At 75.0% G+C, this 14,176-nt stretch carries 14 protein-coding genes; 6 read left to right on the forward strand and 8 right to left on the reverse strand.

The annotated features are described in order from the left end of the window. The first annotated feature begins 140 nt into the window (after positions 1-140). Together icmF and ACI78Q_RS20940 are read left to right on the forward strand one after the other, a co-directional pair. Positions 141-3,386: a fused isobutyryl-CoA mutase/GTPase IcmF gene (gene icmF / locus ACI78Q_RS20935; RefSeq protein WP_456925386.1), complete on the forward strand. Its 3,246-nt coding sequence runs from the start codon at positions 141-143 to the stop codon at positions 3,384-3,386. A 2-nt stretch (positions 3,387-3,388) separates the two neighbouring features. Beyond that, positions 3,389-4,144 (forward strand): helical backbone metal receptor, encoded by a 756-nt coding sequence (locus ACI78Q_RS20940; RefSeq protein ID WP_456925387.1) that lies wholly within the window; start codon positions 3,389-3,391, stop codon positions 4,142-4,144. Positions 4,145-4,148: 4 nt separating this feature from the next. Here the strand turns inward: ACI78Q_RS20940 and ACI78Q_RS20945 are convergent, their stop codons facing one another. The 4 genes from ACI78Q_RS20945 to ACI78Q_RS20960 form a co-directional block, all read right to left on the reverse strand. Then, positions 4,149-4,382, reverse strand: a complete 234-nt coding sequence (locus ACI78Q_RS20945) for a hypothetical protein (RefSeq protein ID WP_456925388.1) — start codon at positions 4,380-4,382, stop codon at positions 4,149-4,151. 22 nt (positions 4,383-4,404) lie between these two features. Beyond that, positions 4,405-5,472 (reverse strand): DUF2332 domain-containing protein, encoded by a 1,068-nt coding sequence (locus tag ACI78Q_RS20950; protein ID WP_456925389.1) that lies wholly within the window; start codon positions 5,470-5,472, stop codon positions 4,405-4,407. After that, positions 5,469-5,612, reverse strand: a complete 144-nt coding sequence (locus tag ACI78Q_RS20955; protein ID WP_456925390.1) for a hypothetical protein — start codon at positions 5,610-5,612, stop codon at positions 5,469-5,471. Before ACI78Q_RS20955 ends, ACI78Q_RS20950 begins: the two co-directional genes overlap by 4 nt. A 90-nt stretch (positions 5,613-5,702) precedes the next feature. Next, positions 5,703-6,170: a VOC family protein gene (locus tag ACI78Q_RS20960; RefSeq protein WP_456925391.1), complete on the reverse strand. Its 468-nt coding sequence runs from the start codon at positions 6,168-6,170 to the stop codon at positions 5,703-5,705. A gap of 180 nt (positions 6,171-6,350) precedes the next feature. Between ACI78Q_RS20960 and ACI78Q_RS20965 the strand changes: the two genes are divergently transcribed. Continuing rightward, complete coding sequence (locus ACI78Q_RS20965; protein WP_456925392.1) at positions 6,351-7,481, forward strand: serine hydrolase domain-containing protein; 1,131 nt, start codon at positions 6,351-6,353, stop codon at positions 7,479-7,481. Between the two features lies 1 nt (position 7,482). Here ACI78Q_RS20965 and ACI78Q_RS20970 read toward each other — a convergent pair whose 3' ends face one another. Next, positions 7,483-7,938, reverse strand: coding sequence for a MaoC family dehydratase (locus ACI78Q_RS20970; RefSeq protein WP_456925393.1), 456 nt, complete (start codon positions 7,936-7,938; stop codon positions 7,483-7,485). A 54-nt stretch (positions 7,939-7,992) separates the two neighbouring features. Here ACI78Q_RS20970 and ACI78Q_RS20975 point away from each other — a divergent pair, with 54 nt between their 5' ends. The 3 genes from ACI78Q_RS20975 to ACI78Q_RS20985 all read left to right on the forward strand — a co-directional run bounded on the left by ACI78Q_RS20975 (position 7,993) and on the right by ACI78Q_RS20985 (position 11,367). Beyond that, entirely contained in the window at positions 7,993-9,147 is a 1,155-nt protein-coding gene (locus ACI78Q_RS20975; RefSeq protein ID WP_456925394.1) for a CaiB/BaiF CoA transferase family protein, read from the forward strand. Between the two features lie 50 nt (positions 9,148-9,197). Then, positions 9,198-9,962 (forward strand): crotonase/enoyl-CoA hydratase family protein, encoded by a 765-nt coding sequence (locus tag ACI78Q_RS20980; protein ID WP_456925395.1) that lies wholly within the window; start codon positions 9,198-9,200, stop codon positions 9,960-9,962. Positions 9,963-10,074: 112 nt separating this feature from the next. Then, the gene (locus ACI78Q_RS20985; protein WP_456925396.1) at positions 10,075-11,367 is read left to right on the forward strand and encodes an MFS transporter; all 1,293 of its coding nucleotides are present in this window, start codon (positions 10,075-10,077) and stop codon (positions 11,365-11,367) included. Positions 11,368-11,370: 3 nt separating this feature from the next. Here the strand turns inward: ACI78Q_RS20985 and ACI78Q_RS20990 are convergent, their stop codons facing one another. The 3 genes from ACI78Q_RS20990 to ACI78Q_RS21000 all read right to left on the reverse strand — a co-directional run bounded on the left by ACI78Q_RS20990 (position 11,371) and on the right by ACI78Q_RS21000 (position 14,034). After that, a complete protein-coding gene (locus ACI78Q_RS20990) occupies positions 11,371-11,745 on the reverse strand; it encodes an ester cyclase (RefSeq protein WP_456925397.1) in 375 nt (124 codons plus the stop codon). Positions 11,746-11,808: 63 nt separating this feature from the next. Next, complete coding sequence (locus ACI78Q_RS20995; protein ID WP_456925398.1) at positions 11,809-13,050, reverse strand: acyl-CoA dehydrogenase family protein; 1,242 nt, start codon at positions 13,048-13,050, stop codon at positions 11,809-11,811. Between the two features lie 153 nt (positions 13,051-13,203). Next, a complete protein-coding gene (locus ACI78Q_RS21000; protein ID WP_456925399.1) occupies positions 13,204-14,034 on the reverse strand; it encodes an IclR family transcriptional regulator domain-containing protein in 831 nt (276 codons plus the stop codon). Positions 14,035-14,176: the final 142 nt, after the last annotated feature.

A 14,176-nucleotide genomic window follows, 5' to 3' on the forward strand; every position in this document is an offset into this window, starting at 1 on the left:
GGGCCCCGACCGTCCCGCCGCGCCGGCGGCGGCTCCAGGGCCCTTCGTCGGTGCTGGACACCGGCCCTCTGCGGACGAGATACTAGGACGTCCAACTAATTCGGCCCGGGGTCTCCGCGGGCCGGAGACCAGGGAGTGGCATGCCCGCCTCGGCGTCCGACCTGCACGTCCCCGTCCACCCGGTGCGGTTCGTGACCGCGGCCAGCCTGTTCGACGGCCACGACGCGGCGATCAACGTGATGCGGCGGCTGCTGCAGGCCCAGGGCGCCGAGGTCGTGCACCTCGGGCACGACCGCAGCGTGGACGCCGTGGTGCGGGCGGCCCTGGAGGAGGACGTGCAGGGCGTGGCGATCTCCTCCTACCAGGGCGGGCACGTCGAGTACTTCACGTACCTGAGGGAGCGGCTGGCCGCCGCGGGCGCCGGGCACGTGCAGGTGTTCGGCGGCGGCGGGGGCGTGATCGTGCCCGAGGAGATCGCCCTGCTGCGCGAGCGGGGGGTCACGATCTTCTCCCCGGAGGACGGCCAGCGGCTCGGCCTGCCCGGGATGATCAACGAGCTGATCCGCGCCTGCGACGTCGACCTGACCGAGCGGGGGCCGGACGTCGAGGCGCTGCTCACCGGCGACCCCGCGGCGCTGGCACGGGCGATCACGGTGCTCGAGGCCGGCCGCGACGAGGGGCTGGCCACCCGGCTGCGGGAGGCGGCCGCGACGCGCACGGTGCCGGTCCTGGGCATCACCGGCACCGGCGGCTCGGGCAAGTCCTCGCTCACCGACGAGCTGCTGCGGCGGCTGCGCACCGACCAGGAGGACAAGCTGCGGGTCGCCGTCCTGGCGATCGACCCGACCCGGCGCCGCGGGGGTGGGGCGCTGCTCGGCGACCGGATCCGGATGAACGCCCTGGAGACCGGCGAGGGCTCGCACACCTTCTTCCGCTCGCTGGCCACCCGCTCGGCCGGCGCGGAGACCCCCGAGCACCTCGACGACGTGCTGTGCGCGGTCAAGGCCGCGGGCTTCGACCTGGTGGTCGTCGAGACGCCGGGCATCGGGCAGGGCGACGCCGGCATCGTGCCGTTCTCCGACGTCGCGCTGTACGTGATGACGCCGGAGTTCGGCGCCGCGTCGCAGCTGGAGAAGATCGACATGCTCGACTTCGCCGACGTCGTGGCGATCAACAAGTACGAGCGCCGCGGGGCCGAGGACGCCCGCCGCGACGTCGCCCGCCAGATGCTGCGCAACCGCGAGGCCTTCGGGTCTCCGTGGGAGGAGATGCCGGTCTACGGCACGAGCGCCGCCCGGTTCAACGACGACGGCGTCACCGCGCTCTACCAGCACCTGCTCGGGCTGCTGGCGGAGAGGGGGCTGCCGGTCGGGGCGGGCGTGCTGCCGCGGGTCGACGTGCGCGCCTCCTCCGGGCTGAGTTCGGTGGTGCCGGCGCAGCGCTCGCGGTACCTGGCCGAGATCGCCGAGGCGGTCCGCGCCCACCACGCGACCACCGAGCAGCAGGCCGAGGTGGTCGGCCGCCGGCAGGCGCTGCGCACCACCGCCGACCTGCTGGGGGACGACCCGGCCACCGGGCGGGTGCGGGAGCTGCTGGAGGCCGCCGACAGCGAGCTGCTGCCCGAGGTCCGCTCCCTGCTGGAGGAGTGGCCGGACCGGGTCGAGGACTACTCCGGCGACGAGTACGTCTACACCGTCCGTGGCAGGGAGATCCGCACGCCGCTGACCCGCGAGACGCTCTCGGGCAACCCCGTGCGCCGGGTCGCGCTGCCGCGGACCAAGGACGAGGCGGAGCTGCTGCGCTTCCTGCGCCGCGAGAACCTCCCCGGCTTCTACCCGTTCACCGCCGGGGTGTTCCCGTTCAAGCGGGCCGGCGAGGCCCCGGCGCGCATGTTCGCCGGCGAGGGCGACGCCTTCCGCACCAACCGCCGCTTCAAGCTCCTCTCGGCCGGCAGCGAGGCCACCCGGCTGTCGACGGCGTTCGACTCGGTCACCCTCTACGGGCGCGACCCCGACCCGCGGCCGGACGTCTACGGCAAGGTCGGCACCTCCGGGGTCTCCATCGCGACGCTGGACGACATGCAGGTCCTCTACTCCGGATTCGACCTGTGCAGCCCGACGACCTCGGTGTCGATGACGATCAACGGCCCGGCGCCGGCGATCCTGGCGATGTTCCTCAACACCGCGATCGACCAGCGGCTGGAGGCCTTCCGCGCGGAGGAGGGCCGCGAGCCCGACGCCGCCGAGGCCGAGGAGATCCGGGCGTGGGTGCTGGCCAACGTCCGCGGCACGGTGCAGGCCGACATCCTCAAGGAGGACCAGGGCCAGAACACCTGCATCTTCTCCACCGAGTTCGCGCTGCGGTGCATGGCCGACATCCAGGAGTGGTTCATCGACCACTCGGTGCGCAACTTCTACTCGGTCTCGATCTCCGGCTACCACATCGCCGAGGCCGGGGCGAACCCCATCAGCCAGCTGGCCTTCACCCTCGCCAACGGCTTCACCTACGTGGAGTCCTACCTGGCGCGGGGCATGGCCATCGACGACTTCGCGCCCAACCTGAGCTTCTTCTTCTCCAACGGCATGGACGCCGAGTACTCGGTCATCGGCCGCGTCGCCCGCCGCATCTGGGCGGTGGCGATGAAGGAGCGGTACGGAGCGAACACCCGGTCGCAGCAGCTCAAGTACCACGTGCAGACGTCGGGCCGGTCGCTGCACGCGCAGGAGATGGACTTCAACGACATCCGGACGACGCTGCAGGCCCTCTGCGCCATCTACGACAACGCCAACAGCCTGCACACCAACGCCTACGACGAGGCGGTGACCACACCGTCGGAGCACTCCGTCCGCCGGGCCCTGGCCATCCAGATGATCATCGACCGCGAGTGGGGACTGGCCGGCAACGAGAACCCGCTGCAGGGCTCCTTCGTCATCGACGAGCTCACCGACCTCGTCGAGGAGGCGGTGCTCACCGAGTTCGACCGGATCGCCGAGCGCGGGGGAGTGCTGGGCGCCATGGAGACCGGCTACCAGCGCGGCCGGATCCAGGACGAGTCGATGCTGTACGAGCACCGCAAGCACGACGGGTCGCTGCCGATCGTCGGGGTCAACACCTTCCTCGACCCGCACCGCGACCAGACCCCGCCGAAGCCGCTGGAGCTCGCCCGCGCCACCGAGGCGGAGAAGGAGTCGCAGCTGGCGCGGCTGGCGGACTTCCACGCCCGGCACGCCGACGAGGCGCCCGCGGCGCTCGCCCGGCTGCAGCAGGCGGCGACGGAGGGCGGCAACGTCTTCGCCGAGCTGATGGACGCCGTCCGCGTCTGCTCGCTCGGCCAGATCTCCGACGCGTTCTTCGAGGTGGGCGGCCAGTACCGGCGCAACGTCTGACGGTGCTCACCGACGACCTGGGGACGGACGTCGACCTGCCGCGGCCGCCGCGGCGGGTGGTCTCGCTGGTGCCCTCCCTCACCGAGGCGCTGGCGGTCACCGTGCCCGACCGGCTGGTCGGCGCCACCGACTGGTGCACCCACCCGGCCGGCCTCGACGTCGCGCGGGTGCGTGGCACGAAGAACCCCGACCGGGCGGCGGTCGAGGCGCTGCGCCCCGACCTGGTGGTCGCCAACCAGGAGGAGAACCGGAGGCTGGACGTCGACCGGCTGCGGGCGGCCGGCGTCCCGGTGTGGGTGACGGTGATCGAGTCGGTCGACCAGGCACTGGCCTCGATGCGCAGGCTGTTCGCCGAGGTGCTCGACGTGGGAGAGCCGGGCTGGCTGGCCGACGCGGCCGCGGTCTGGGCCGAGCCGGCGGCGGAGATCGGGCTGCGGGTCGCCGTCCCCGTCTGGCGGGACCCGTGGATGGTCGTCGGCGCCCGTACGTTCACCGGCGACGTCCTGGCCAGGATCGGTCTGGTCAACGTGTTCGCCGGAGCTGACGCCCGCTATCCGCGGGTCGAGGTGGAGGAGATCACCGCGGCCGCGCCGGACGCCGTCGTCCTGCCCGACGAGCCCTACGTCTTCACCCCGGACGACGGCCCCGAGGCGTTCCCCGGCACCCGCTGCGCGCTGGTCTCCGGCCGCGACCTCACCTGGTACGGCCCCTCGCTCGCCCCGGCCCGCGCCCGGCTGCTGGCGGCCGTCGGGGCGTGAGTCGTCAGCTCTGCCGCCGGTCGTCGGCCGGTCCCTCGGACGTCCTCAGTCCCCGCCACGCGCCCACGCCCATCGCGGCGTTGACGACCGCGACCAGCAGCGCCGCGGCACCGATGACCCGCTGGTCGTCGTCCCCGTGGGCGAGCACGAGCACGCCGAAGGCCACCATGACGACCGCCGCGCCCACGTGCGACCAGAAGACGCCGCGCGGACTGTCGAGCGCTCGCCACCACCGCACGGGGACAGTCCCGCGCGGGGGGTCACGCCAGCCACGCCAGCAGGCGGCCCCGTGACCAGCAGCGGCCGACGGCCTCGGCGTGCAGGGCCGGCCCGTCGAACACCGCGAGGCCCAGGGTGCTGTGGCCGGAGGCGCGGCGGTCGCCGAGTGTCGGGATCGCCGGCGCGACCCCCACTCCCTCCGCCGACACCCACGCCACCGTCCGGCCGGCCGCCACCTCGTCCAGGCGGTGCAGGAAGCGCAGGCGGCGCTCGAGCGGGAACTGCGACAGCGCCCACGTGGTGGTGACGACGGGCAGGGCGTCCGCGGGTACACGGGCGAGGGCGTCGGGCAGCAGCTCGACGGCGTCGCCGCGCACCAGCTCCGGAGGGTCCGCCGCCGCCACCGCGATCGCCGCGTCCAGCCGCGCGGCCCGCTCGGTGTCGTCGGGTGGCAGGCAGGCGCGCAGCCACCGGACGTCGTCGGCGTCGGTCACGTCGACCGGGTCGGGGCCGACGCCGACCCGGGCCACGACCTCGGGGACCGCCGCCGTCGGGACCGGCCGCCTCCCCACGACCGTCGTCGCCAGCTGCACGGGGGAGGACGGGTCGCCCAGCGACCGCCCGTCGCCGTACGCGATGCCGACGCGGTCGACGAGCACGTTCAGCCCGGCCGGCGAGCCCACGTCGACCAGCCCGACCGCGTTCGCGCCCACCCGGCGCGCCGCCTCGGCGACGGCCGGGTACAGCACGGCGCAGTGCGCGGTCTCCAGGGTCCGGATCCGCCGGCGCGCGGCGGTGGCCACGACCGCGTCGGTCATCCGCAGCAGCGTGTCGACCGCAGCGGCGGCGGCAGCGTCGGTGTCGGAGGCGGTCCAGGCCGCGGCGAGCGCCGGGGCGCGTCCGGCGAGGGCGAGGTCGTGCAGCGCGGCGAGGACCACCGCGGGGTGCCGCTGGCGCGCCGGCGCCGCGCCGATGGCGTGCACCGCCTCGTCCGACTCGCTCAGGGCGACGGCGATCCGCGCGTACAGCGGTGAGGTGCCGGTGGCGTCGTCCTCGCCGAAGCGCCGGTACACCTGGGCGAGGCCGGCTCCGGCCGCTCGGCGCGTCACAGGGGGTGCACGCGGGGACGACCCCCGACCGAGCCGGGCGGCGTCTGGTCGTAGGCGGCCGGCCCGGTGCCCATCCCGATCGAGCACGCCGAGCCGGGAGGCGTCAGCTGCACGACCCGCACGGCCAGTTCGAGCTCCATCTCCGTCGTGCGCTCCTCCTCGGCAGGGCTGGTGGCCTCAGCCTGAACGGACCGTTCGACCGGGGCGGCGCCGGCCGGCCACGCGTCGACTCAGGCCGGGGCGTCGGCGTCCTGCATCGAGGCCGCGACCGCCTCGGGACCCCGCTCCGCCGCCGGGTCCATCCACATGACCTGCCAGCCGTGGCCGTCGAGGTCGAAGAAGCTGCGTGAGTACATGAAGCCGTGGTCCTCGGCGCCGTCCGCCTCGGTGCCGCCCGCCGCGAGCGCAGCGGCGCTGACCGCATCGACCTCGTCGCGGGAGGAGACGCTGAAGGAGTACAGCGCCAGCGTGTGTGTGGTGGGGTCGGCGATCGGCAGCTTGGCGAACTCCGCGAACCTCTCCCGGCTGAGCAGCATGACGAAGGCGTGCTCGCCGACCAGCATGCACGCGGCGGTCTCGTCGGTGAACGAGGGGTCGAAGCCGAACCCGAGCTCGCTGAAGAACGCCGTGCTGCGCTCGAGGTCCGCGACGGGGATGCTCACGAAGAGCATGCGGCCGGGGTGTGCGGGGCTGGTCATGCCGGGTCTCCACTCGGTGGCTCGACGGCGTACGTCCTGGTGGACCGGCCCACCCCGCGGAACTCATCGGTGGCTCGCGCCCGGGGGCCGCCCCCGGAGTCCGCAGCGGCTCAGGCGATCTCGGACGGGGATCCGACGGAGGGCCGATGAGTACCGGGGCCGGCGGGGGTCGACACCGGCATGAGCCTGCGCCCCGGACCCGTCCGTGCCGTGCTGCAGCGGCAGGTCGACAGCGGCCGGCTGCCCGGCTTCGTCGCCGCCGTGCGGCACGGCGGGCGGACCGAGGTGCTCACGGGCGGCACCACCGCGGTCGGGGGGACGGCGCCGATGCGGGAGGACACCCTGTTCCGGCTCGCCTCGGTGACCAAACCGTTCGCCGGGGCGCTCGCGCTCACGCTGGTGGAGGACGGCGTCCTCGGCCTCGACGACCCGGTGGACCCCTGGCTGCCGGAGCTGGCGTCACCGCGCGTCCTGCGCGACCGGTCGGGGCCCCTGTCGGACACCGTGCCCGCGCAGCGGCCGATCACCCTCCGGCACCTGCTGACCAACACCCCCGGCTTCGGCGGTCTCTGGGACGGCAGCCCGCTGGACCGCGCCGTCGAGGAGCGGCAGATCGGGCCCGGCCCGTGGTCGCCGGCGGTCGAGCCGGACGAGTACCTGCGGCGGCTCGGCGAGCTCCCGCTGGCCGCGCAGCCCGGCGACGTCTGGCTCTACCACCTGGCCAGCGACGTGCTCGGCGTCCTGCTGGCCCGGGCCACCGGCCGGTCGGTCTCCGACCTGCTGGCCGAGCGGGTCACCGGGCCACTCGGGCTCGTGGACACCGCCTTCTGGACGCCGCACCCGGACCGGCTGGCCACCTGCTACGTATCGACCGACGCCGGCCTCGAGGAGGTCGACGCGCCCGGCGGCCTCGGCCGGCCGCCGCGGTTCGAGGGCCTGGCCGCGGGCCTCGTGTCGACGGCGCCCGAGGTGCTGGCCTTCTACGCCGCGCTGGCCGACGGCGGTGCTCCGCTCCTGCCGGCCGGCGCGGTCGCCGCGATGACCGCCGACGCCCTGAGCAGCGCGCAGCGGGCCGCCGCGGCCGGCTCCCTCGGGCCCGGGATCTCCTGGGGCCTGCAGGTCGGCGTCTGCGTCGAGCACGTCCGCTCCTGGGCGCCCCCCGGCCGGTGGGGCTGGGACGGCGGCACCGGGACCAGCGCGTGGGCCGACCCCACCCGCGACCTGGTCGCCGTCCTGCTCACCCAGCGGCTGTGGGGCGGCCCGGAGGACGAGCCGGTCGAGTTCTGGCGGACCCTCGTCGACTGCCTGTGACTCAGGCCGCCGGGCGGGCGCGGATCAGGTTCATCGCCACCATGCTCAGCACGACCACGCCGTCCTGGTCGATCAGCTCGATGCGCGTGCGCACCAGGCCGCGGTCTGGCTTGGAGCGCGACCGCCGGGCCTCCTCGACGGTGGTCCGCAGGGTCAGCTCGTCGCCGGGCCGCACCGGCGCGATCCAGCGCAGCTCGTCGACGCCGGGGGAGCCGAGGCTGGAGGCGGGGGAGAGGTACTCGTCGGCGAACAGCCGCATCATCAGCGCGCAGGTGTGCCAGCCGCTGGCGATCAGCCCGCCGAACGGCCCGGCCGCGGCGGCCTCGGCGTCGACGTGGAACGGCTGCGGGTCGAAGCGCCGGCCGAAGTCGACGACGTCGGCCTCCTCCACCCGCAGCCGGCCGACCTCCGCGGTCGTCCCCGGCACGTAGTCCTCGAACCAGCGCTCGCTGCCCACCGGCCCGAACGTAGTGGCCGGTGGCCGCCGTCACAGGTTGCTAGCGTGACCGGCGTGCCGTCCCCCTCCGGCCCCCTCGCCGGCATCCGCGTCGTCGAGCTGGCCGGGCTGGGCCCCGCTCCCTACGCCTGCATGCTGCTGGCCGAGCTGGGCGCCGACGTCGTCCGTGTCGACCGCCCCGGCGGTGGCACCCAGCTGGTGTCGCCGGCCAAGGAGGCGCTGCACCGCAGCCGCCCGTCGGTCGCCGTCGACCTCAAGAGCCCCGACGGCCGCGACCTCGTCCTCCGGCTGGTCGAGTCCGCCGACGTGCTCGTGGAGGCCCTGCGGCCCGGTGTCACCGAGCGGCTGGGCCTGGGCCCCGACGACTGCCTGGCCCGCAACCCCCGGCTGGTCTACGCGCGGATGACCGGCTGGGGCCAGGACGGTCCCCTGGCCGCCCGCGCCGGGCACGACATCAACTACCTCGGCCTCACCGGCGCCCTGCACGCCATCGGGACGGCGGACAAGCCGATCGTCCCGCTCAACATCGGCGCCGACTTCGGCGGCGGGGCCATGTTCCTCGTCGTGGGTGTGCTGGCCGCGCTGCTGGAGCGCGGCAGCAGCGGGCAGGGCCAGGTCGTGGACGCCGCCATGGTCGACGGCGCGAGCTCCCTGGTCACGATGGTGTACGGGATGCTCGGGGCCGGCATGTGGCAGGACCGGCGCGCGGTCAACCTGCTCGACGGCGGCGCCCCGTTCTACGACACCTACGCCTGTGCCGACGGCCGGCACGTGGCGGTCGGGGCGATCGAGCCGCAGTTCTACGCCCAGTTCCTCGCCGGCCTGGGGCTGACCGGCGACCTGCCCGGCGGGCAGTACGACGTCGACCGGTGGCCCGAGCAGCGGGAGATCATCGCCGAGGTCCTCGCCACCCGCAGCCGCGACGAGTGGACGGCGGTCTTCGCCGACACCGACGCCTGCGTCACCCCGGTGCTGGGGCTGACCGAGGCGCCGTCCCACCCGCACATGGCCGCCCGCGGCACGTTCACCGACGCCGGCGGGCACCCCCAGCCCGGCCCGGCGCCCCGGTTCTCCCGCACCCCCGGCGCGGTGCGCGCCGCCCCCCGCGGCCCCGGGCAGGACACCCGGACGGCGCTGCGGGCCTGGGGCGTCCCCGACGACGAGGTGCAGCGGCTGCTGGACGCCGGCGCCGTCGTCCAGGCCGACTGACCCGACCCGGCCCGGGCCGGCGAACCCCAGACGACTCCGGAGGAGGTCCCGTGACGGACGAGGTGCTGGTCGAGCGGCGCGATGACGTCCAGGTCATCACGATCAACCGGCCGGAGGCGCGGAACGCGCTCACCCGGTCGGTGGCCGAGGCGGTGGCCGCGGCGGTCGACGAGCTCGACGCCGACGACGGGCTGCGGGTCGGCGTCCTCACCGGCGCGGGCGGCACCTTCTCCGCCGGCATGGACCTCAAGGCCTTCCTGCGCGGGGAGACCCCGGCCATCGAGGGCCGCGGGCTGTGCGGGATCACCCAGACCCCGCCGCGTAAGCCCTTCCTCGCCGCCGTCGAGGGCTGGGCGCTGGCCGGCGGTTTCGAGCTGGTGCTGGCCTGTGACCTCGTCGTCGCCGCGGAGGACGCCCGCTTCGGCGTCCCGGAGGTCAAGCGCGCACTCGTCGCCGCCGGCGGCGGCGCGCTGCTGCTGCCGCGACGGGTGCCGCCCAACGTGGCGATGGAGATGCTGCTGACCGGCGACCCGCTGGGCGCCCCGCGCGCGGCCGAGGTGGGGCTGGTCAACCGGCTGACCCCGCCGGGCGGCGCGCTGGACGGCGCCCTGGAGCTGGCCGCCACCATCGCCGCCAACGGGCCGCTGGCGCTGGCGGTCACCAAGCAGGTCGCCCGCGGCAGCGCCGACTGGACGACGGAGGAGGGCTGGGCCCGGCAGGCGGAGCTGGTCGCGCCGGTGTTCACCAGCGCCGATGCGCGCGAGGGCGCCACCGCGTTCGCCGAGAAGCGGACGCCGGTCTGGCAGGGCCGCTGAGCGGGGGCGCGCGGAGACGTCGTCCCCGTGCCGGAAGGGCAGTCGGGGCCGGTGCCGCCGCGGTGGTAGACCGGCAGGGTGCAGGCGGAGGGTCTGCCGGATCGAGGGGGACATGAGCGCGGAGACCACGCCGGACCCGGGGGTCGCCACCGCGCAGCCGGCGACCCCGCCGCCCCTGGGGGCGCTGGGGATCCTGCGCATCGGCGGCTTCCTCGTGCTCTACCTCAACGCCGCCGCGGTGTTCCTCGGCGTCATGGGGCAGGCCATCGCCCGCAGCTGGCTGGCCTTCGAGCTCACCGGCTCCAACGCGGCCCTCGGCGGGGTGCTGCTCTCCTTCGGCATCGCGCTGCTGATCGCGACCCCCTGGGGCGGGGTGGCCGCCGACCGGCTGCCCAAGCGGCTGGTGCTGCAGCTGTCGGTGCTGATCCTCGCCGCCTCGAGCGCGTGGATCGGCCTGGCCGTCGTCTTCGACGTCATCCAGTACTGGATGCTGCTGGGCGCCGGCGTCCTGCAGGCGGTCGGGTTCGCGCTGTTCAACCCCGCCCGGATGGCGTTCCTGTCCGAGCTCGTGCCGCGCGGGTCGGTGCCGCAGGCGGTGTCGCTGCTGCTGGTCAACGCCGAGGTCAACCGGGTGGTCGGTCCCGCGCTGGCCGGTGTCGTCGTCGGCGCGGTCGCCTGGGGCACGGAGGCGGTGTTCCTCGCCAGCGCCGGGCTGGCCACCGTCGGCGTCCTGCTCACGGGGGCGCTCCCGCCCGGTCGCCGGCGCGGGGAGCCGTCGGACCGCTCGCCGCTGGGGGAGCTGGCCGACGGCGTCCGCTACGTCCGCCGGCACCCCGAGCTGTCCGCGCTGACCTGGTGCGGCATCGGCGTCACGATGTGCGGGATGCCGTACCTGGCGTTCATGCCGACCATCTCCAGCGACCTGTTCGGGCTCGGCTCGGTCGGCTACGGCGTGCTCTCGGCGATGTCGGCCGTCGGCGGCGTCACGGCCGGCCTGCTGCTCGGGAGGCGCTCGTCCCGGGCGCGGGAGGGCCGGGTGTTCGCCGGCTCGGGGGCGCTGTTCGGCCTGGCCATCTGCGCCCTGGCGGTGACCCCGAACGCCGCCGTCGCGGTCGCCGTCCTGCTGCTGATCGGCGGGGCGATGCTCGCCTTCCAGACGACCAACCAGTCGCAGCTGATCGCGCTGTCGGACATGGAGTACCACGGCCGCGTGCAGTCGCTGATCATGCTCAGCTTCGGTGCCTTCGGCATCGCCGCGTTGCCGCTGGGCCTGCTCGCCGACGTCATCGGCCTGCGCTGGACGCTCACCGGGATGGGCGTCGGCGTCCTGCTGTTCGTGCTGCTCTACGTGCTCGTCAGCCGCCGCCGGGTGCGCCGCGCCCAGCAGCTGCGCGACCTGGGCTGACGGTCAGCGCCAGTCCACCCCGGGCAGCGTCGCGCTCCAGGACTCCACGATCCGCCCGTCGGCCACCCGGTGCACCACCAGCCAGGTGACCACCGAGGTGTCGCCGGTGTCCAGGTTCACCCCGGTCGTCGTGGCGCGGGTCCACACCCGGTCGCCCTCGGTGACCTGGTCGTCGACGGTCGTGGCGGGGTCGTGCAGCAGCTGCCAGGAGTTGGCGACCTCGCGCTTGAACTCCGCGCGGGTCAGCGACCGGGTGCCGGCCGAGGAGTGCCGGACGTAGGGCTCGCCGATCAGCTCGTCGATGACGCCGAGCTCCCGCCGGTTCCACAACCCGTCCCAGTACCGCCGCACGATCCCGGTCACCGCCTGCTGCTCCACGAGCGGAACCTTAGAGGCGGCCCCCGGCACCGCCCTTCCACGGCACCGGGACCCGCCCGCCGATCACTCGACGACCACCCGGCCGGGGGGCAGCAGCGGCTCCCGCTTGAGCTCGGCGCGGGCGATCGACCGCAGGTGCACCTCGTCCGGGCCGTCGAACAGCCGCATCGCCCGGTGCCAGGCGTACATGGCCGCCAGCGGCGTCACGTCGGTCATGCCGGCACCGCCGTGCACCTGGATGGCGCGGTCGATGACGCGGGTCGCCGCCCGGGGCACGGCGACCTTCGCCATCGCCACGAGGTCCTTCGCGGCCTTGTTGCCCAGCGTGTCGATGACCTGGCAGGCGCGGTGGCACAGCAGCCGGGCCTGCTCGATCTCCAGCCGCGACTCCGCGACCGCCTGCTGGACGACGCCCTGGTCGGCCAGCGGGCCGCCGAACGCCACGCGCTCGTTGGCGCGCGCGGTGAGCAGCGCCAGCGCGCGCTCGGCCGCGCCGAGAGCCCGCATGCAGTGGTGGATGCGGCCGGGGCCCAGCCGCGCCTGCGCGGCGGCGAACCCGCCGCCCTCCTCGCCGACCACGTTGGCCGCGGGCACGCGGACGTCCTCGAAGCGGACCTGGGCGTGGCCGTGCTGGTCGTGGTGGCCCATCACCGGGTAGTCGCGGACGACGGTCACGCCGGGGGTCTCCCGCGGCACGATCACCATCGTCTGCTGCCGGTGCGCCGGCGCCGTCGGGTCGGTCTTGCCCATGGTGATGAACAGGGCGCAGCGGGGGTCCATCGCGCCGCTGGTCCACCACTTGCGGCCGTTGATCACGTACTCGTCGCCGGACCGCTCGATGCGGGTGCCGATGTTGGTGGCGTCGCTGCTGGCGACGTCCGGCTCGGTCATGGCGAAGGCCGAGCGGATCTCGCCCTGAAGCAGCGGCTCCAGCCACTGCTTCCTCTGCTCCTCGGTGCCCAGCAGGTGCAGCAGCTCCATGTTGCCGGTGTCGGGGGCGGCGCAGTTGATCGCCTCCGGTGCGAGGTCGAGGCTCCACCCGGACAGCTCGGCGATGGGGGCGTACTCGAGCTGGGTCAGCCCGGACTCCGCCGGCAGGAACAGGTTCCACAGCTCCCGCTCGCGCGCCTTCTGCTTGAGGGTCTCGACCACCGCGGGCACCTCGTGACCGTGGGGGCCGGCCTCCCGGCGGGCGGCCAGGTACTCCGCCTCGGCCGGCAGCACCTCCTCGCGCATGAAGGCGACCATGCGGTCGTAGAGCTCGCGGGCGCGCGCGGACGGCGGGGGCAGCTCGTTGTGCGACATGGCATCTCCTGTCGGACCGGCGGGGGGCTCCGCCTCGACCGTAGGGACTCCCGCCGCCGCCCGCGCGGGGGGTCGGGCGCTGACCCGGGCCACTCCGCGCCCCGGTCCGCTCCTCGCTCGCCGGCGCTCGCTGCGATGCTCCCGCGGCCGTCGTCAGGCGCTCGCGGTGCCGCCCTCGGCCACCCGCGCGACGTCGCGGTGCGGGCGGGACTGCCACACCGCCCACTCCGCGCTGACGTCCCCCGCGGTGCGCAGCAGCTTGGGCAGGTGCTCGCCGAGCAGGTGCGCCGTCGAGGTCTCGGCCGCGTGCACGGTGACGTTCATGGCGGCGCGCACCGCGCCGGAGGCGTCGCGCACCGGGACGGCGACCGAGCGGATCCCCGGGGCGAGCTCCTCGTCGGCCAGCGCCCAGCCCCGCGCCCGGACGTCGACCAGCTCCTCCCGCAGCTGGTCCGGGGCGCGGCCGATGTAGGCGGGCAGCCCGGCGCGGCTGGGCTCGGCCAGCGTCGCCTCGAGCTCGGCCGGCGTCAGGGCGGCCAGCAGGACCTTGCCCTGCGAGGTCTGCACCGCCGGGAACCGCGTCCCGATCTCCACCCGCAGCGTGATCAGCTTGGGCACCGACACCCGGGCCACGTACACGACGTCCGAGCCGTCGAGCTGCGTCATGGACGACGACTCGCCGGTCCTGGCGACCAGCGCCTCCATGTGCGGCCGGGCGATGTCCCACAGGCCCAGGGCGCCGACGTAGGCCATGCCGAGGGTGAGCACCTTCGGGGTGAGCTGGAAGGCGTTGCCGACCGCGCGGACGAAGCCGAGCTCCTCCAGCGTGAGCAGCAGCCGGCGTGCGGTCGGGCGGGCCAGCCCCGCCGCCGTGGCCACCTCCGACAGCGTCATGCTCCGGTGGTCGGCGTCGAAACAGGCCAGCACGTCCAGGCCCCGTGCCAGTGCCTCGACGAAGTCCGGTCCGGTACCGCGACCCGCCATCGTGTGTTCCCCCTGTCTCCGGCGAGATCGCCGATCTCGCACGTGTACGGCGGCGGTTCCGTGGGGGTTGGCCGCTCTCGCCCCGGCCCCCCGCCCCCCAGCTCCTCGCCCCCGGCCCCAGTCATAGCCGCCGCCGCCCGTG

The organism is Geodermatophilus sp. SYSU D00705, assembly GCF_054050135.1.